The organism is Phenylobacterium sp., assembly GCF_036563285.1.
Taxonomy (GTDB): domain Bacteria; phylum Pseudomonadota; class Alphaproteobacteria; order Caulobacterales; family Caulobacteraceae; genus Phenylobacterium.
Genome location: NZ_DATCMR010000003.1, coordinates 1 through 17,321, shown reverse-complemented (window position 1 = coordinate 17,321; position 17,321 = coordinate 1). Strand labels below are relative to the sequence as shown.

Below are 17,321 nucleotides of genomic sequence, written 5' to 3'. Positions count from 1 at the left end.
CTCAGCGCTTGGGCGCCGGCGGCGCCACCGAGGCGCCGAACCCCAACCGCGCCAGCTGCGCCTTCGGAAGGTTCCAGTCCGGCGCCAGCTCCAGCGCCTTCTGGTAGTCCAGGTAGGCGGCGGCCGGGTCGTCCAGCCATTGGTAGGCGACGCCGCGGTTGTAGTAGGCCTTGTGCGGCTCGGGCACGCCGAGCTGCAGAGCGCTGTTGAAGTCCACCACGCTTTCCATGAACCGGCGGGCGCCGATGTAGGCGGCGCCGCGGTTCACATACCCTTCCGCCAGGTCGGCCTTCGTCTTGATGGCGTTGTCGAAGTCGGCGATCGCGGCCGCGTACTCCTTCCGTCGCAGCTTGATGATCCCGCGGTTCACATAGGTCCCGGCCCGGTCGCGGGCGGGCATCAGCTCGCCCTCCAGGGCCGCCGTGCAGGCCTGTTCGGCGGCCGGGTCAGTCACCCCGTCCCGGGCCGCGGCGGAGCAGGCCTGGGCCATGCCGCCGCCGAACACGGTCACCGCGGCCTGCGCGCCGCCGGCCGCGGCAAGGGCCAGCACGCAGGCGGCCGCCGGAGCATATCTGCGCATGACGTGTCCTCCCCAGGACCTTTTTTTGAGCGTCCCCTCGCGGCAGGATCAAGTCAACGGACGCAGCGCCTCACCCCTTCATCTGCGCAGGGTCGTAGAAGAAGGTCTCGGCGATGATCTCCTCGCCGGCCCAGGTCTGCCAGGCGACCTCTTCGAAGGACCGCGTCGAGCCGTCCTTCCCGGTGAAGGTGAACCGCCAGCGGATCGGCACCTGGTCACCGTCGATCACCGGCGGGGCGACGAGCTCGGTCTTCACGCCGGCGAACCGCGCGAGCGTCTTGCGCTCGCCCTCCATCAGCACCTCGCGGCCGACGCGCCGCTCGCCCTGGTTCTCCTGCATGTAGGCGTCCTGCGCGTACCAGCGCTCGATGGCGCCCACGTGGTCTTCGGAGAGCACGTCGGCGACGAAGGCCTCGACGATCCGTCGGTCGGGCATGGACGAGCCTCCTATTCGGCGAGCGCGGCGGCGCGCCGCCGCTCCAGCATGGGCCAAAGCGAGTTGATGGCCAGGCCGCTCAGCACCAGGACGGCGGCCGTGAGCTTCCACGAGGTCAGCGCCTCGCGCAGGAAGATCGCCGAGGCGCCCATGCCGAACACCGGCACCAGCAGCGACAGCGGGCTGATGGTCGCCGCCGGGTGCCGCGCCAGCAGCCACGCCCAGGCGGCATAGCCGAACAGGCTGTTGCCCACCGACTGCCAGAGCACCGCGGCCCAGGTCGCGGCGTCGGCCTGGCGAATCCCCGCTGTGATCGCCGCCGGCCCTTCCATGAAGAATGCCAGGGCGAACAGGGCCGGCGCCGCGAACAGGCTCGACCAGACCACGAACGCCACCATGTTCACCTGGCCCACCCGGCGCGAGACGATGTTGCCGCCCGCCCAGCCCAGCGCCGCCGTCAGCACCAGGATCAGCCCCAAGGGCGTCACCTCGCTGTTGGTGTGCAGCATGAGCCAGCCCAGGCCCGCCGCCGCCAGCGCCAGGGCGGCGATCTGGTAGCCGCGCACCCGCTCGCCGGTCAGCAGCATCGAAAGCCCGATGGTGAAGAAGGCCTGCACCTGCACCACCAGGGAGGCGAGCCCCGGCGAAATCCAGCCGTCCATGGCGATGTAGATGGTCCCGAACTGGCCCACCCCGATCAGCAGGCCGTAGGCGGCGAGCGCGCCCCACGCGGCCGGCCGCTTCAGGAAGAGCACCGCCGGCAGCAGCGCGAAGGTGAACCGCAGCGCCGCCAGGGTCAGCGGCGGCAGGTGGCCCAGCGCGAACTTCATGATCACGAAGTTCGTCCCCCACACCGCCACCACGCAGAGCGCCAGAGCGCGTGCAGGGGCGGCAGGGCAGGGCGTTGCATCGACGTCACATGGGCCCAGCTTGGCTGGTTGTCACCCGCCGCCGCCACATTCCCGCCCACGAGATGACCCCGAGTTCACGGGCGCGCGGGCCCAGGGTGCGCTATCTCAGGCCCCAGCCGACTCGGTCCGGCCGCACCGGACGACGACCAGGGACGATCTATGACTTCGACTGCCGAGGCCGCGCCGGCCACCCAAAGATCCGACGGCCAGGGCGGCTGGGAGACGGTGAAGACCGTAATCTATGCCTTGCTGATCGCCCTCGTCCTGCGGGTGCTGCTGTTCCAGCCCTTCACCATCCCGTCGGCCTCCATGGAGCCCAAGCTCTTCGAGGGCGACTACGTGGTGGTCACCAAGTTCAGCTACGGCTGGTCGCACCACTCCATCCCGTTCAGCCCGCAGGTCTTCGACGGCCGGCTGTTCGCCCAGGCCCCGCAACGGGGCGACATCGCGGTCTTCAAGACCCCGCTCGACAACCGCACCGACCTCATCAAGCGCATCGTCGGCCTGCCCGGCGACCGCATCCAGATGAAGCAGGGGGTGCTGCACATCAACGGCCGCGCAGCGCCGCAGACGTTCCTCGGAAACGCCACGGAGCATGACAGCGGTCGGCCCGTGGCCCGCTTCCGCGAGGCCCTGCCGGGGGGCCGCACCATCGTCATCAACGACTTCGGCCGCGGCGGCGAGCTCGACGACACGCCCGTCTACGTGGTGCCCGAGGGCCACTACTTCATGATGGGCGACAACCGCGACAATTCCGGCGACAGCCGCGTGCCCGTTGAGGCCGGGGGCGTCGGCTATGTCCCGGCGGAGAACCTGGTCGGCAAGGCCCAGGTCGTGCTGCTGGCCTGGAAGCCGGGGGCCTCGGTGTTCAAGCCGTGGACCTGGCTCAACCTCGACACCAGCCGCTTCCTGCGTCCCCTGAACTGAGCCCGCGACATCGGCCGCTGGGCCGGCGCAAGCCTTGCTCGCGCGTTATCGAGCGCGTAGCTACACGCCGTCCGGCCTGCCGGACCCACCGTCAGGGACAAGCATGAGCGAGAACGTGCAGGCCGCGCATACCCCCGAGAAGTCCGGCGCCGTCAACGAGATCGTCGAGATCGTCAAGACGGTGGTCTATGCGCTGCTGATCGCCCTGTTCCTGCGGGTGATCTTCTTCCAGCCCTTCACGATCCCCTCGGCTTCGATGGAGCCGAACCTCTACCAGGGCGACTACATCATCGTGTCGAAGTACACCTACGGGTACTCCCGCCACTCGATCCCGTTCAGCCCCCGGATCTTCCCGGGCCGCATCCTGGAGAACGTCCCGCAGCGCGGCGACATCGTCGTCTTCAAGCTGCCGAGCGACGGCCACACCGACTACGTCAAGCGCGTCATCGGCCTGCCGGGCGACCGTATCCAGATGAAGGACGGCCTGCTGTTCATCAACGGGCAGCAGGTGAAGCGCGACTCCCTGGGGACCAAGCGGGAGGAGAGCTCGTTCGGCGCCGCCCGTGACGTGACCGTCTATCGCGAGACCCTGCCGGGCGGGCGCACCTACGTCACCAACGACTACGGGACCGACGGCGACCTCGACAATACCGAGACCTTCGTAGTGCCCGAGAAGCACTACTTCATGATGGGCGACAACCGGGACAACTCCTCCGACAGCCGCGTCGCCCCGGAGATGCAGGGCGTGGGCTACGTCCCGGCCGAGAACCTGGTGGGCAAGGCCCAGATCATCCTGCTCTCCTGGTATCCCGGCGCCTCCATCTTCAAGCCCTGGACCTGGTTCTTGGACGCCCGGCCCAGCCGCTTCTTCCACGCCCTGAAATGAGCCCGCGCGAGGCCGCGGTCGCCGAGCTCGAGCGCCGCGTCGGCTACCGGTTCCAAAACCGCGAGCTCCTGGAGCGCGCGCTCACCCACTCCAGCGTGGGGCAGGGCGCCAAGAAGGTCCGCGACAACGAGCGGCTGGAGTTCCTGGGCGACCGGGTGCTCAACCTCATCGTCGCCGAGCGGCTGATGGAGGTCTCCCCGCACGCCACCGAGGGTGAGCTCTCCAAGCTGATGGGCCAGTTCGTGAACTACCACGCCTGCGCCGAGGTCTCCCGCGCGGTCGGCCTGCCCGAGGCCCTGCGCGTCGACGCCAGCGCCACCAAGATCGGCGCGCGCAAGAATGACCGGATCCTCGGCGACGCCTGCGAGGCGTTGATCGCGGCCATCTACCAGGACGGCGGCTTCGCGGCGGCCAAGGACTTTGTGCTCCGGGCCTGGGACGAGCGTTTCCAGCACGTCGACGAGCCGGTGAAGGACCCCAAGACCATGCTGCAGGAATGGGCGATGGCGAACGACAAGCCGCTGCCTGACTACGTCGTGGTCGAGCAGGAAGGCCCGGCGCATGCGCCGCGCTTCACCATCGAGGTGCGCGTCGAGGGCCTCGAGCCCGAGCGCGCCGAGGCCGGCTCCAAGCGCGACGCCGAGAAGCTCGCCGCCGACCGCATGCTGCGCCGCCAGACGGACGTGCCCCAATGACCGCGCGCGCAGGCTTCGTCGCCGTCATCGGCGCCCCCAACGCCGGCAAGTCCACGCTCACCAACCGCCTGGTGGGCGCGAAGGTCTCCATCGTCACCCAGAAGGTGCAGACCACCCGCTTCCCGGTGCGCGGCGTGGCCATGGCTGGCGAGGCCCAGATCGTGCTCGTCGACACGCCCGGCATCTTCCAGCCGCGCCGCCGGCTCGACCGGGCCATGGTCCGGGCGGCCTGGGGCGGGGCCGACGAGGCCGACGCCATCGTCCACCTGGTCGACGCCGCCGCCGAGCTCGGCGACAAGCCCGCCGACAAGAAGGCCCGCATCGACGTCGAGACCATCGTCGAGGGCCTGAAGGGCGCCGGCAAACAGGCCATCCTGGCGCTGAACAAGGTCGACGCCGTGAAACGCGAGGCCCTGCTCGACATCTCCAAGCGGCTGTTCGACACCGGCGTCTATTCCGAGGTCTTCATGATCTCCGCCGCCACGGGCTCCGGCGTCGAGGACCTCAAGAAACGCCTCGCCGAGCTGATGCCCGAGAACCCCTGGTTCTACCCCGAGGACCAGACCGCCGACCTCCCCGCGCGCCTGCTGGCCGCCGAGATCACGCGGGAGAAGGTCTACCTGCGTGTCCACGAGGAGCTGCCCTATTCCGCCGCCGTCGAGACCACCAAGTTCGAGGAGCGCCAGGACGGCAGCGTCCGCATCGAGCAGACCATCGTCGTCGAGCGCGACAGCCAGCGGCCCATCGTGCTCGGCAAGGGCGGCCAGACGCTGAAGTGGATCGGCCAGAAGTCCCGCGAGGAGCTCGAGGTCATCCTCGACCGCAAGGTCCACCTCTTCTTGCACGTCGCCGTCGACGAGAAGTGGGCCGACAAGAAGGAGTTCTACGGCTCGATCGGTCTGGAATACGATTCCTAGGTGGAATTCGAAGACGACGCCTTCGTGCTCTCCGCCCGCGCCCACGGCGAGACGGGCGCGATCGTCGAGCTGTTGACCGCCCATCACGGCAAGTACGCCGCCCACGTGGCCGGCGGCGCGTCACGCAAGATGAAGCCCTTCCTGCAGGCCGGCAGCCCCGTCACCGCCCGCTACCGCGCCCGCGTCTCCGACCAGCTGGGCTCCGCCACCCTCGAATCCGCAGGGGAAGGGCCCGCCGCCCTGTTCGACGACCCGCTGGCCCTGGCCGGCGTCGCCGCCGCGGCCGCCGTCGCCGCCGGGGCGCTTCCCGAGCGAGAGCCGCACCCCGGCGCCTACCTGGCCTTCCAGGCGCTCTGCCAGGCGCTCGCCCATCCGGAGATCTGGCCTGCGGTCTTTGTGCGCTTCGAGGCCGGCCTGCTGCAGGACCTCGGCTTCGCCCTCGACTTCTCCAAGTGCGCCGCCACGGGCACGACCGACGACCTGGTCTACGTCAGCCCTAGAACCGGCCGCGCCGTGAGCCGCGAAGCGGGCGAGCCCTACGCCGAGCGCCTCCTGGCCCTTCCGCCGTTCCTGCTCTCGTCCCAGTCGCGCCTGCAGCCCGGCGACGTGAGAGCCGGCCTCGACCTCACCGCCCACTTCCTCGAAGCCTTCATCTTCAACCCGCTGAACCGCCCCCTGCCGCCGGCGCGCCTGTGGCTCGTCGACCGGCTCAGCGAGGCGGGGCGGCTCTAGTCCAGGTCCACCGCGCTGCCGCGGCACCAGGGCGTCGAAGTGCTGCAGGGGCCGTAGGTCCCCACCGAGCCCGCGCCATGCGCCAGGATCTCCGCGCGCAGCTCGCGCCACTCGCCGGCCATCGCCGCCCAGGGCTCGGGCCGCCAGTCCACCGCAAGGCCAGCGGCCACGTCACGCCAGAACGCCCGCTCAGCCGGGTCGGCCCCCAGGTCGTAGGAGCCCGCGCCGGCCAGCCGCTCCTGGCATTCCCTGTGCCCGCCGCGCGCGCACAGCCGCAGCACCTTCGCCGCCAGCGGCAGGTTCGCCGGGTACTGGTGCACGTTCCCGGCGATGTAGACGCCGATCCGGTTGATGGCATGCCACTGGCCGCCCGCCGCGGCCGGGGCGGCATGGTCCAGCGCCCGGGCCCGGTACCGCTGGACGGCCGCCAGCGAGCCGTCGCCCTTCTGGTGCCACCACCAGCGCACCAGTTCGTCATGCGCGTCCGGATGCCCGCCCGCCGCCGCCCGCGTCACCAGTCGCTGCCAGCGGACGATGGCGCCCGGCGCTTCCTCGTCGCGGAGGTCCCAGGCCAGCCGGAACATCGCCTCGGCATTGCCGGCCCCCGCCAGCGGCTCCAGCACCTGCGCCCGCGCTGCCCTGTGCCGCTCGACCCGTCGCGCCAGCTCCGCCTCGTCGCCGGCGTCGGCCGCGGCCAGCACCGCCGCATGCTCCGGCGCGACTCGGGCGAGCACGGCCTCCACCGCCTGCCGCTGCGCCGTCAGGTCCGGCGCCGCCGGCCGCGTCGCGCAGGCCGCGAGCGCCGCCATCGCCAGGATCGCCACCCACTTCATGCCCGGACTTTCCGGTGGCCGCCGCTTTGACGCAACGGCCGCGTGCGACTACAAGCGCCGCCATGGCCGCTCACCGGACCCAGCAGCAGCAGACGCAACAACGCCGCCCGGCGGTGTCTGCGCGCGCCTGCTAGCCCGACCAAGCCCCAGCAGTCGACCCACGCAGACCCCGCCCCGGCGGGGTTTTTGCTGCGGCCTCGCACCGGGGCTCCAAGAGGAGCCACCATGTTCACCGAAGACGACATCGACCGCATTGGGCTGGGCGTCGAGACGCGCACCCTGCCCAAGCCGGAGTGGACGCACGCCGCCCACTTCGCCGCCGCCTTCTGGCTGATCACAGCCCCCGGCCGCGACGCCGCGCGCGAGATGCCCGGCCTGATCCGCGCCTACAACGCAGCCACCGGCGTCCCGAACACCGACACCGAGGGCTACCACGAGACCATCACCCAGGCGTCGCTGCGCGCCGCCGCCGCCTGGCTCGCCGGTCATCCCGGCCCCAGAGCCGACGCCCTGAACGGCCTCCTGCAAAGCCCCTACGGCCGCTCCGACTGGCTGCTGAAGTACTGGAGCCGCGAGCGCCTGTTCAGCGTCGAAGCCCGCCGCGCTTGGGTCGAGCCCGACCTCCAGCCCCTCCCGTTCTGAGGCGCGAAGCGCAACACAGACACGAAGACCACGAAGAGCACGAAGACCACCAAGGGTCGGCGCCGGCCTCTTCGTGCTCTTCGTGTCCTTCGTGCTCTTCGTGTTGAAAACGGCGCCTGCGGCGCGTCGCAGCGTCGCCGCATTGGCCGGCCCGCGCTAAGGATGGGGCCTAGATGCCCCGCGTGATTCCATGAACGACGTGACCACCGCCCCGCCGCCCGCCGGCCCGGACAACTCCGGCCGCATCATCGACGAGCCGCTCAGCGAGGCGCTCAGCCGCCGCTACCTCGCCTATGCGCTCAGCGTCATCACCGACCGCGCGCTCCCCGACGTGCGCGACGGCCTCAAGCCCGTGCAGCGCCGCGTGCTCTACGCCATGCGCGAGATGCGCCTGAACCCCGAGGCCGCCGCGCGCAAGTGCGCCAAGGTCGTCGGCGAGGTGATGGGCGGCTACCACCCGCACGGCGACCAGTCGATCTACGACACCCTCGTGCGCATGGCCCAGGAGTTCGCCCAGCGCTACCCGCTGGTCGACGGCCAGGGCAACTTCGGCAACATCGACGGCGATAACCCCGCCGCCATGCGCTACACCGAAGCCAAGCTCACCACGGCGGCCATGCTGCTGCTCGACGGCATCGACGAGGACGCCGTCGACTTCAAGCCCACCTACGACGGCGCCGACACCGAGCCCGTGGTCCTGCCCACCGGCTTCCCCAACCTGCTGGCCAACGGCACCACCGGCATCGCGGTCGGCATGGCCACCTCGATCCCGCCGCACAACGCCGGCGAGCTGATCGACGCTTGCCTCCTGCTGCTCGACAACCCGAACGCCTCGACCGCCGATCTGATGGCCCACGTGAAGGGCCCCGACTTCCCCACCGGCGGCGTGATCGTCGAGCCGGCCCACTCCCTGCTGGAGACCTACGAGACCGGCCGCGGCGGCGTGCGCCTGCGCGCCGCCTGGACGAAGGAGGACACCGGGCGCGGGACCTACCAGATCGTCGTCACCCAGGTCCCCTACCAGGTGAAGAAGGCCGACCTCGTCGAACAGCTCGCCGAGCTGATCGAGGCCAAGAAGGCCCCGCTGCTGGGCGACGTGCGCGACGAGTCCGCCGAGGACGTCCGCCTGGTCCTGGAGCCCAAGAGCCGCAACGTCGAGCCGGAGGTCCTCATGGAGAGCCTCTTCAAGCTCTCCGCGCTGGAGACCCGGTTCAGCGTCAACCTCAACGTCCTCGACGCCCGCGGCACCCCGGGCGTCATGTCCCTCAAGCAGGCCCTGCAGGCCTTCCTCGCCCACCGCCGCGACGTGCTGGTCCGCCGCGCCCGCCACCGGCTGGCCAAGATCGAGGCCCGCCTCCACATCCTCGACGGCCTCTTGATCGCCTACCTCAACCTCGACGAGGTGATCCGCATCGTCCGCTACGAGGACGAGCCCAAGGCCCGCCTGATCGAGGCCTTCGCGCTCACCGAGATCCAGGCCGAGGCCATCCTCAACACCCGCCTGCGCCAGCTCGCCCGCCTCGAGGAGATGGAGCTGCGCCGCGAGCACGCCGAGCTCGCCGACGAGCGCGACGGCATCCTCAAGATGCTCGACTCAGACCGCGCCCAGTGGAAACTCGTGGGCCAGGGCCTGAAGGACACCAAGGCCCAGCTCGGCGACCTCAACCGCCGCCGCTCGGTGTTCGCCGACGCCCCCCAGGTCGACGCCGAAGCCGCCATGGAGGCGATGATCGTGCGCGAGCCGATCACCGTCATCCTCTCCGAGCGCGGCTGGATCCGCGCCGCCCGCGGCCGCGTCGACGACCCCTCCGAGCTGAAGTTCAAGGAGGGCGACAAGCTGGCCTTCCTGGTGCCTGGCGAGACCACCGACAAGCTGCTGATCTTCGCCTCCGACGGCCGGTTCTTCACCCTGGGCTGCGACAAGCTCCCCGGCGCCCGCGGCCACGGCGAGCCCGTGCGCCTGATGATCGACCTCGACGACAAGGTCGGCATCGTCGACGTCTTCATGCACCGCCCGGGCGCCAAGCGCGTGATCGCGTCCAAGGAGGGCTACGGCTTCATCCTCCCCGTGGACGAGGCGCTCGCCAACCGCCGGGCCGGCAAGCAGGTGCTCAACGGCAAGGCGCTGGTCTGCGTCCCCTTGGGCGACGCCGACCACCTCGCCGTCATCGGCGACAACGGCAAGCTGCTGGTCTTCCCCACCGCCGAGCTCCCCGAGATGCCGCGCGGCAAGGGAGTCAAGCTGCAGTCCTACCGCGAAGGCGGCCTGCGCGACGCCGCCGCCTTCAAGGGCGACGACAACCTCACCACCGTCGACGCGTCGGGCCGCACCCGCGCCTGGCCCGAGTGGCGCGAATGGCTGGGCCGCCGGGCCGGCGCCGGCAAGCTGGCCCCCAAGGGCTTCCCCGCCAACAAGCGCTTCCGGCCGAAGTAGCTACCTCCCCCGTTCCACGGGGGAGGGGGACCGCCCGCCGAAGAGCGGGTGGTGGAGGGGGGCGAGGAGACGCACGTAGCAGGCGTCACCGTCGGAACATTCCGACCCCTGATCAGCTTCCTGCCCCACACGGGACAAGGAATTTCAAATGATCAGAACTGTGATGGCGCTCGCCGCCACCGCGGCGCTGCTCGCCGCCTGCGGCGACAGCTCCAAGAACGCCGAGGGCGGGGACAACACCAACGGACCGGCCGTCGCCGCCTCCGAGACCCCGCGCAACGAGGCCGTCGACACCACCCCCACCGCCGACGGCGCGGCCCAGACCCCAGGCGCCAACTCCTTCACCGAGGCCCAGGCCCGCAGCGCCATCGAAGGCGCAGGCTACGGCGAGGTCGGCGCGCTGACCCAGGACGCCTCCGGCATCTGGAAGGGCCAGGCTGTCAAGGACGGCAAGAAGGCCACCGTGTCTGTCGACTACAAGGGCGCCGTCACCGCCGGCTAGCCCGCCGGCCCCGCCCCATCACCCCTCCCACCCGCCTAACCTCCGAACGGAGATCCCCATGACCAGGACCATCACCCGGCTGTTCGACAGCCACACCGAAGCTCTCCGCGCCGTCGAGACGCTGGAGCATTCCGGCGTCGACAGCGACCGCATCAGCCTCGTCTCCAACAACGCCGACAACTGGCACGAAGGCCACAAGCATCCGGGCGGCGAGGCCACCGCCATGGGCGGCCGCGGCCCGCTCGGCGACGCCAATGGCGACGGCGAGAACGACGTGGCCGACGGCGCCGGCAAGGGCGCGACCACCGGCGGCCTGCTGGGCGCCGGCGCGGGCCTGCTGGCCGGCCTCGGCATGCTGGCCATCCCCGGCCTCGGCCCCGTGGTGGCGGCGGGCTGGCTCGCCTCCACGCTGACCGGCGCAGCGGTCGGCGCGGCCGCCGGCGGCGCCACGGGCGGCCTCCTGGGCGCGCTCAAGGAAGCCGGCCACACCGACGAGGAGGCCCACGTCTACTCCGAAGGCGTCCGCCGCGGCGGCACGCTCGTCAGCGTCAAGGCCGAGGACCACGAGGCCTCGCAGATCGAGCAGGTCCTGCACGGCCGCAACGGCATAGACGCGCAAGTCCGCGGCCAGGCCTACCGCGAGTCCGGCTGGAGCCAGTTCGACGCCAACGCCCAGCCCTACAGCACCGACGAGATCGCCCGCGAACGCCAGCTCTACGCCGAGGACCGCTCCTTCGCGGCCTCGGGCGGGAGCACGACGGGCGGGTTCGCGAGCGACGCCCCGTCGGACACCGAGCGCGGCACGAGCGCCGGCATCCCGGGGACCCCGGACGCCGACCCGATGCGCCGCATCTAGCGGCGGCGGCCTAGCGCTGAGACGACGAAGGCCCCGGCCGCAAGGCCGGGGCTTTTTCGTGTGGCGACATCATCCAGTGCGTACCGACACGCGGCACCTCGCCACATTGGAGCCGCGGGGGTTTCCAGTAGAACGCAGCTACGGGCGGGCTAGCACCGCCCAACAAGAAGCTGGAGGTCGGGGGTTCGAATCCCTCTCCGGACGCCACAACGCTTCGGCTCTGTGTCCGGGTAGCTCAGTGGATTAGAGCAACAGCCTGCTATGCACGGGAAGCCCGGTCCTTGTGGCCGGGCTTCTTCCGTTTTGGAGTATCGGACGGCTTGGGTGTCGCCCAGGGTGGCCCGAAAGACGGCCTCGAAGGTCTCGCTCGTGCGGTCGGCACCCGCCTCGCGGGCGGCGTCCTCGAAGTGCGCGCCTGATGCTCTTAGGCTTGCGTGTCATATGCCGCCACTCCAAGGCAGCTCTTGAGCCGCTGCAGTCGTGGGTATCGGGATTTCGGCCAAGCCGCGAACGCTCATCCCTAGCCGCAGCGCCAAGCTCCGCTGCCCGACATCGTCCGTATAGAAGGTGGTAGCCCCTTCGGTCGCGGCGATAGCTACGATCTGCCGGTCGTACTTCAGCTTAGCGTAGGTCCCGCCCGTCGCCGCCTTTGAGGTTTCTCCTTTAACCATATGGCCACCCATGATCGCCACTTCGATGGCAGACTTCGCGTCGAAGGGTACGACCTTGAAAGCCTTCGACTGGTTCATCATTGCCAGCCAGCTCTGGCCGGCCTGGACGCCGGAGCGCACCATGATTTCGCTCAGTGCTGGCGTGCCAACGATGATCGTGGAGCCCTGCTTCTCCAACTCGGCGATCAGGCCCTGCACTCGCTCCTTCGCCATCGATATGGGCTGGCCTGCGAAATCCAATGGGACGCCAACCCCCTCCGGCGGCGCGAAGAAGTAGAGGAGGAACGTGGCGTCAACGCCGACGATCAATGCGGCTCACCCTCCTCGTTCCGGTCGCGCATGATGTCCCCCCAAGGGTCGCGCAACTCGGCCAATCCAGACGGAACCGCACGCATCCGGTCGACCACCTGGGAAAGGGTCTGACTCTCCAATGGTTCGTGATTGTTTATTACGAACCTCTTCAACGACCACGCGCCGTTTTCGTCTCTCTGCCAGGTCGCAGAACCCTCGAAGCGGCGCTCGGCGCCGTCCAGAATGTAGGGGCCAAGGGTCTTGGCTATCGCTCTAGAGGCGACGCACTGGTGAACTGTTTCGCCCGTGTCGATGAAGACCGCCACGCGAGCATCATTGACGACCCTGCCACCAACGCCCTGCACAATGCCGATTAAAGCGCCCGGCTGCTCCACCGGCAGAATTTCAATTGGCTTGGGCGCGTGCACGCCGGGGAACTCTAGGAAAGTCGCCCCCGCCCCGATGTCCGCGTACGTCGCGAAGGTGTTGTCCAGCGCGAGCTTCTTGTTGAGAGCCCGGTAGGCGTTCATCGCCTCCGCTGCTGCTATCCCATCACGGATCGCAGCGAGCCGCTCTTGAATCTTCGGGAAGGCGGTGAAGCCAACATCGTGCATGATCTGAACGCAGCCATCTTCGAGGCTGACGAAATGCACGTCCGCCTTCTCTCCGAGCATGGCCGCGAGGTCTGCCATGTACTCGGCGAGCCGAGCCATGGGGATGGTCTCAGGTTGAAAGGCATCGATCTTGAAGCTTAGCCGGACGGCGTCATGTGCCATGGTCCGCCTCCCTGCTAGAGCGCCGCCCTGTACGAATCCCGGTACTTGAGTCGCTTATCAACAAACCCGAATAACGCCCTAGAGGTCCTTTCCAGGTCGTTCATGCCTAGGGCCGCGCGCCCGATGTAGCGAAAGGCCTAGGCGCGACAGCGGTGCAATGGGAACTCGCCCGGCTCGCGCCCTTTGAACGTCTCGTACACCTCAACAGCGCCGCTACCGACCTCGAACGGCGCAAGATCACCATCTCGCATCGCCTCCCACGTTCGATGTGCCATCAACCACGCCGTCTTCAGCGTGACCCTCTGGGTGCGGCGTAGCTGGTGGCCGCTGATGCATTCCTCTATAGAACATAGCGGGAACATATCCTGAAGCCAATCGTGCATCTTCACAAAGACGGCTCGCTTACCGGGCACCACGAGCTAATCCTGAAGCAGAGCGAACACGATAACCGCGACGATGAGGAGCCACACTAGACATCCCCAATTGAAAGACTGGCCATTCGTGCCAGGAGCGTATCCCGCCGAGCGTGGATCCTCGATTGACGCTCCCGAGGTGCCACGATCGACTAAAATTTCAAGTTCGTGCTTCCCAATCTTGATGACTTGCGCCATGCGGCCCGTCATCGAGCCCGATTCAGATCTCATGTGCGCCAACATGACCGGGGTCTGCGCGCGTATTCCTTCGGCCGCGAGTTCCACTTCTGCAGACGTTAAGTGATTGAGTAGTTGTTGCTTTACGGCGACGTCACCAGCAGACAGCCATCGAAACCTTGCTTCCAGCTGCCACGGAATCTCGAACGTCTTTACGACCGCCGAAACGTGTTCAAGGAAGGCGTTTGCGACCTCCTCTCCTGAAACATCCAGGCCAATGCGCAGCACCTTCTTCGATGATGGGCCGTGGTGTTTCCAAAGTGTCTCGGTGAGACGGTACTTGTCCGGGAGGGGCATCCGCGGTGGAAGAAGGTTGAATAGCCGCTCCGCGACCGTGCCACTCATTTTGGTATGACCTGATGCCCACTTGGGTATCGTGGCATCGGCGTACTCGCGTGCGGCTTTCCCGTACTGCCGCTCGTACTCGCGAAGGATGCTCTCCCTTTCAGCAGCCGGAAGCCGAAAGAAGTAGGCTTTCACGTCCTGGTCGGCACCCCCTAACTCAGCCGTAAGCCGCCTTGCGTCTTCAATGTGTTGCCGAGCTCGCTCATGGCCGTAGTCGGATCGCCCACGGGAGTACCTCTTATAGCGGTAGCGGCGGCGAGCCACGTTTCACCGGCTAAACAGGCGGCTAAGCAGTCCGCGCCGAGGCTTAGTATGGAAGCGAACTGACACTCTATATCCTCGCCCCTGGACCTCTCGAGTGACAGCCATTTGGCTGCCGACAGCGGTCAAACGCGCGCCCTGTTCTACTAGGGCACTCACAACCGTTCGGGTGCTATCGACGAGAGAGGCAGTTGAGGCGGGATCGAGACCGTCTGCGTGCGCGCGCCGCGTGAGATCGCGGATAACGCCGTCTACGTCCGTGGCCGGAGTGGCGTGGATGATGGCGCGAAGCACGACGACTAGTTTCCGGCGAGCGCGGACACCACGAGCACCAAGGCGATAAGGCCTGCCACGATATAGAGCCAGGTGAAATCGCGCTCTCCCGTCTGGCTCTTGGACAGCTTACCCCGCTGCGCTGTTTCCGTGTTTCCCATGATGATCTCAGTGCGCCCAATCGATGTCGTTTGGGTGTGAGTCACGGTGACCGAGGCACCGCTTGCCGCCACCTCTTTGGTCGTGTGGCTCAAGGTGCTCAGCGTGCTTTGGAGAGCCCCGATGTCTACGTGAAGGTCTTGAGCCTTCTTCGCAATGTCGAGTACTCCACGGGAGTAATCCAGCAATAGTGCACGCCGCTCATCTTCCGGAAGGAAGCTCAAATCAACTGATGCCGTCGGGCCTATCGCTACCTTGGTTGGCACACTCGAAACCGGTGCAGTCGGCTCGATGCCGGTGGTCTGCTTTGTCAATTGCCCCCTCCGCGACGCTCCGCTCGGTACTCGGCTGGCTGGACAAAACTACCTGCCCAAATGCCCCGTCCTGCTTGCTTAGCTTTACGCTCCGCGGCGAGATAGTCGAGTGAGTATTGAGTGTAAGCCAGCGCCCATCCAGCCGATACCAGTAGCTCGCCTAAGTCTCTGCCCGCCGACTGACACGTCGCCACGGTTCGTCCGTAACGGTCTATGTCGCGCTTCCTGCAATGCACGGTGCCGGTGCCGATCAGGTCACTGAGGTAGAGTGCTGCGTCTCGTCCGCAGCGATAGGAAGAGTCGCTCCGCTGGCAGGTTTGGCTCGCTTCCGGTGCATCAACACCATGAAGTCGGATCCTCTCACCTCGGATCTCCAGTGTGTCGCCGTCAATCACGGATGCTCGACCTATTATTTCATCGGGCCTGACACTGCGTTCCGCGCCTGCGATCAGCATCTGATCCGCTCGAACGGCGGGCTTCTCCAACCATCGCGCAGCGAAGAGCACGATCGCAGCAGCAACGGGCAATCCGATCGCGACAATTGCTTTGCGCTCCAAGTCGGCTCTGAACCGACGCCGAAACGGGCGCACTCTACGAATGCGGGCCCTCCCCATTACACCCCCTCCGTCGCCAGATTCCCCGCGATCCGTGAGTGCCACATCACCCGCGGCTCGCGCAGGTCCCACGCCATGGCCCGGTGGAGCAGGCAGCGGTTGTCCCAGACGACCACGTCGCCGGGGGTCCAGGCGTGGGTCCAGACGCGGGGCGGCTGGCAGGCGGCCTCGACCAGGCCCTCCAGGAACCGCTCGCTCTCTCCCTCAGCCATGCCTGTCACCCCGAACGCGTGCCGGCCGATGGCCAGGCTCTTGCGTCCCGTCTCCGGGTGGACCTTCACCAGCGGGCGCAGCGGCGCCTCGCCGTCGTGGAAGCCGTAGCCGGAATAGGCGCTCCCGCCTGAGTGCACGTGCCCGAGCTTGCCCTGGGTGTAGGCCAGGGAGTGGCGGGCGCTGAGGCCCTCCAGCCGCGCCTGCGTCGCGGCGTCGAGCGCGTCCCAGGCCGCGCGCATGTCGGCGAAGCCGGTCTCGCCGCCGGTGCGCGGCGCGACCTCGCAACTGAACACCGCCCCCTTGGCCTGCACGGGCATGTAGGTGGAGTCCTGGTGCCAGCCCATGTTGCCTTTCAGGATCTTCAGGACGTCGTCGTCGCCTTCCGGCGGCCGCACGCTGCCGTCGGCGCGCACGTTGGAGATGGCGGCGAGCTCGAACTCCGGCGGCCCGAACCGCCGCGCGAACGCCACCTGCTCGCTCTTGGTCAGGTGCTGTCCGGGCAGGATCAGCAGGGCGTAGTCGAGCCAGGCGGCGTAGAGCGCCTCGAACCCGGCCTCGTCCAGCTCGGCGACACGGGCCCCCGTCACCACCGCCCCGAAGGTCGCCGGCAGCGGCTCGATCTGGAAGGGCAGGGGAGAGGCCATTCCCCTAGCCTCGCCCCGCCGCGCCGAACCCGCAAGGCCACGCCCGCTCCCGCCCGGGGCCGTGGAGGCCTGCGACAATAAGGACTCACCGAATGTTTGCTGCCGGGCTGGACCTTGTGTTCTTGTTATGTTCATGTCCGAGTTCGGCCACATCTCCGAGACCCGCCAGGGCAAGAGCCTGGCGAAGCTCGCCGCCATCGGCGAGCGGCTGGCCGAGGTCATGGCCGAGCGGGCGGCGGAGGCCGAGACCTCGCAGGACGCCAAGATCTACGTCGACTGCTTCCACAAGCTCGCCCGCGGCGTGCGCATGACCTACGCGCTGGAGATGAAGCTGCAGCGCGACGAGCAGGCGTTCCTGCGCGAGTACGCTCCGCAGATGGACAAGCAGCGGAAGGAGGCGGTCGCCGCCCGCCGCAACCAGCTCTACGTGCGCCTGGAGCACGAGGTCTGGGACGAATTCCCCGACGACGAGACCTTCCACGAGTTCACGGGCGACATCCGCGAGCACCTCGAGGAGGAAGCCCGCCTCGACACCTTCCTGGACGAGACCCTCGAGCACCAGCTGGCGCGCCTGAAAACCAAGCTCGGCCTGGGCCAGGCCTGCGACGATGATGACGAGCCTACCTCCCCCGATGCGGCAGCATCGGCGGGAGGGGGACCGGTCGCCGAAGAGCGACCGGTGGAGGGGGCAGGCGACCACGCGGCGCTCGCCACCGCCGACGGCGCGACCGCTGCCGAACCCCCGGACAGCTCGTAGGC

20 protein-coding genes are annotated in these 17,321 nt (G+C 68.4%); 10 read left to right on the top strand and 10 right to left on the bottom strand.

The annotated features are described in order from the left end of the window. Position 1: 1 nt before the first annotated feature. From VIL76_RS02180 to VIL76_RS02170, 3 genes are all read right to left on the bottom strand, one after another. A complete protein-coding gene (locus VIL76_RS02180; RefSeq protein ID WP_332043347.1) occupies positions 2–580 on the bottom strand; it encodes a tetratricopeptide repeat protein in 579 nt (192 codons plus the stop codon). Between the two features lie 70 nt (positions 581–650). Continuing rightward, positions 651–1,016 (bottom strand): nuclear transport factor 2 family protein, encoded by a 366-nt coding sequence (locus tag VIL76_RS02175; RefSeq protein ID WP_332043346.1) that lies wholly within the window; start codon positions 1,014–1,016, stop codon positions 651–653. 11 nt (positions 1,017–1,027) lie between these two features. Continuing rightward, positions 1,028–1,846: an EamA family transporter gene (locus tag VIL76_RS02170; RefSeq protein WP_332043506.1), complete on the bottom strand. Its 819-nt coding sequence runs from the start codon at positions 1,844–1,846 to the stop codon at positions 1,028–1,030. A 240-nt stretch (positions 1,847–2,086) separates the two neighbouring features. Here VIL76_RS02170 and lepB (VIL76_RS02165) point away from each other — a divergent pair, with 240 nt between their 5' ends. The 5 genes from lepB (VIL76_RS02165) to recO all read left to right on the top strand — a co-directional run bounded on the left by lepB (VIL76_RS02165) (position 2,087) and on the right by recO (position 6,084). After that, complete coding sequence (lepB, locus tag VIL76_RS02165) at positions 2,087–2,854, top strand: signal peptidase I (RefSeq protein ID WP_332043345.1); 768 nt, start codon at positions 2,087–2,089, stop codon at positions 2,852–2,854. Positions 2,855–2,957: 103 nt separating this feature from the next. Further along, positions 2,958–3,740 (top strand): signal peptidase I, encoded by a 783-nt coding sequence (lepB, locus tag VIL76_RS02160; RefSeq protein ID WP_332043344.1) that lies wholly within the window; start codon positions 2,958–2,960, stop codon positions 3,738–3,740. Then, the gene (gene rnc, locus VIL76_RS02155) at positions 3,737–4,435 is read left to right on the top strand and encodes a ribonuclease III (RefSeq protein WP_332043343.1); all 699 of its coding nucleotides are present in this window, start codon (positions 3,737–3,739) and stop codon (positions 4,433–4,435) included. Before lepB (VIL76_RS02160) ends, rnc begins: the two co-directional genes overlap by 4 nt. Continuing rightward, positions 4,432–5,352 (top strand): GTPase Era, encoded by a 921-nt coding sequence (gene era, locus VIL76_RS02150; protein WP_332043342.1) that lies wholly within the window; start codon positions 4,432–4,434, stop codon positions 5,350–5,352. Before rnc ends, era begins: the two co-directional genes overlap by 4 nt. Next, a complete protein-coding gene (recO, locus tag VIL76_RS02145; protein ID WP_332043341.1) occupies positions 5,353–6,084 on the top strand; it encodes a DNA repair protein RecO in 732 nt (243 codons plus the stop codon). Here the strand turns inward: recO and VIL76_RS02140 are convergent. Further along, entirely contained in the window at positions 6,081–6,917 is an 837-nt protein-coding gene (locus VIL76_RS02140) for a hypothetical protein (RefSeq protein WP_332043340.1), read from the bottom strand. The two genes, recO and VIL76_RS02140, sit on opposite strands and share 4 nt — an antisense overlap. 225 nt (positions 6,918–7,142) lie before the next feature. Between VIL76_RS02140 and VIL76_RS02135 the strand changes: the two genes are divergently transcribed. The 4 genes from VIL76_RS02135 to VIL76_RS02120 all read left to right on the top strand — a co-directional run bounded on the left by VIL76_RS02135 (position 7,143) and on the right by VIL76_RS02120 (position 11,351). Further along, positions 7,143–7,559, top strand: coding sequence for a hypothetical protein (locus tag VIL76_RS02135; RefSeq protein ID WP_332043339.1), 417 nt, complete (start codon positions 7,143–7,145; stop codon positions 7,557–7,559). A 190-nt stretch (positions 7,560–7,749) separates the two neighbouring features. Then, positions 7,750–9,993 (top strand): DNA topoisomerase IV subunit A, encoded by a 2,244-nt coding sequence (parC, locus tag VIL76_RS02130; protein ID WP_332043338.1) that lies wholly within the window; start codon positions 7,750–7,752, stop codon positions 9,991–9,993. Between the two features lie 148 nt (positions 9,994–10,141). Beyond that, positions 10,142–10,495 (top strand): hypothetical protein, encoded by a 354-nt coding sequence (locus tag VIL76_RS02125; protein ID WP_332043337.1) that lies wholly within the window; start codon positions 10,142–10,144, stop codon positions 10,493–10,495. Between the two features lie 58 nt (positions 10,496–10,553). Then, on the top strand, positions 10,554–11,351 hold the full coding sequence (locus VIL76_RS02120; RefSeq protein ID WP_332043336.1) for a hypothetical protein: 798 nt from the start codon (positions 10,554–10,556) through the stop codon (positions 11,349–11,351). Positions 11,352–11,788: 437 nt separating this feature from the next. Here VIL76_RS02120 and VIL76_RS02115 read toward each other — a convergent pair whose 3' ends face one another. The 6 genes from VIL76_RS02115 to VIL76_RS02095 form a co-directional block, all read right to left on the bottom strand. Next, positions 11,789–12,331: a hypothetical protein gene (locus tag VIL76_RS02115; RefSeq protein ID WP_332043335.1), complete on the bottom strand. Its 543-nt coding sequence runs from the start codon at positions 12,329–12,331 to the stop codon at positions 11,789–11,791. Beyond that, entirely contained in the window at positions 12,328–13,089 is a 762-nt protein-coding gene (locus VIL76_RS02110) for a hypothetical protein (protein WP_332043334.1), read from the bottom strand. Before VIL76_RS02110 ends, VIL76_RS02115 begins: the two co-directional genes overlap by 4 nt. Before the next feature lie 419 nt (positions 13,090–13,508). Further along, a complete protein-coding gene (locus VIL76_RS02105; RefSeq protein WP_332043333.1) occupies positions 13,509–14,219 on the bottom strand; it encodes a hypothetical protein in 711 nt (236 codons plus the stop codon). Positions 14,220–14,644: 425 nt separating this feature from the next. Beyond that, on the bottom strand, positions 14,645–15,091 hold the full coding sequence (locus VIL76_RS02100; RefSeq protein ID WP_332043332.1) for a hypothetical protein: 447 nt from the start codon (positions 15,089–15,091) through the stop codon (positions 14,645–14,647). Then, positions 15,088–15,546 carry a thermonuclease family protein gene (locus VIL76_RS19730; RefSeq protein WP_414695406.1) on the bottom strand — a complete coding sequence of 153 codons (459 nt, stop codon included), beginning with the start codon at positions 15,544–15,546 and terminating at the stop codon, positions 15,088–15,090. The genes VIL76_RS02100 and VIL76_RS19730 overlap by 4 nt, the downstream gene beginning before the upstream one ends. A 158-nt stretch (positions 15,547–15,704) precedes the next feature. After that, positions 15,705–16,562: a TauD/TfdA family dioxygenase gene (locus VIL76_RS02095; protein WP_332043331.1), complete on the bottom strand. Its 858-nt coding sequence runs from the start codon at positions 16,560–16,562 to the stop codon at positions 15,705–15,707. Positions 16,563–16,695: 133 nt separating this feature from the next. Here VIL76_RS02095 and VIL76_RS02090 point away from each other — a divergent pair, with 133 nt between their 5' ends. Continuing rightward, positions 16,696–17,319 carry a hypothetical protein gene (locus tag VIL76_RS02090; RefSeq protein ID WP_332043330.1) on the top strand — a complete coding sequence of 208 codons (624 nt, stop codon included), beginning with the start codon at positions 16,696–16,698 and terminating at the stop codon, positions 17,317–17,319. Positions 17,320–17,321 lie beyond the last annotated feature (2 nt).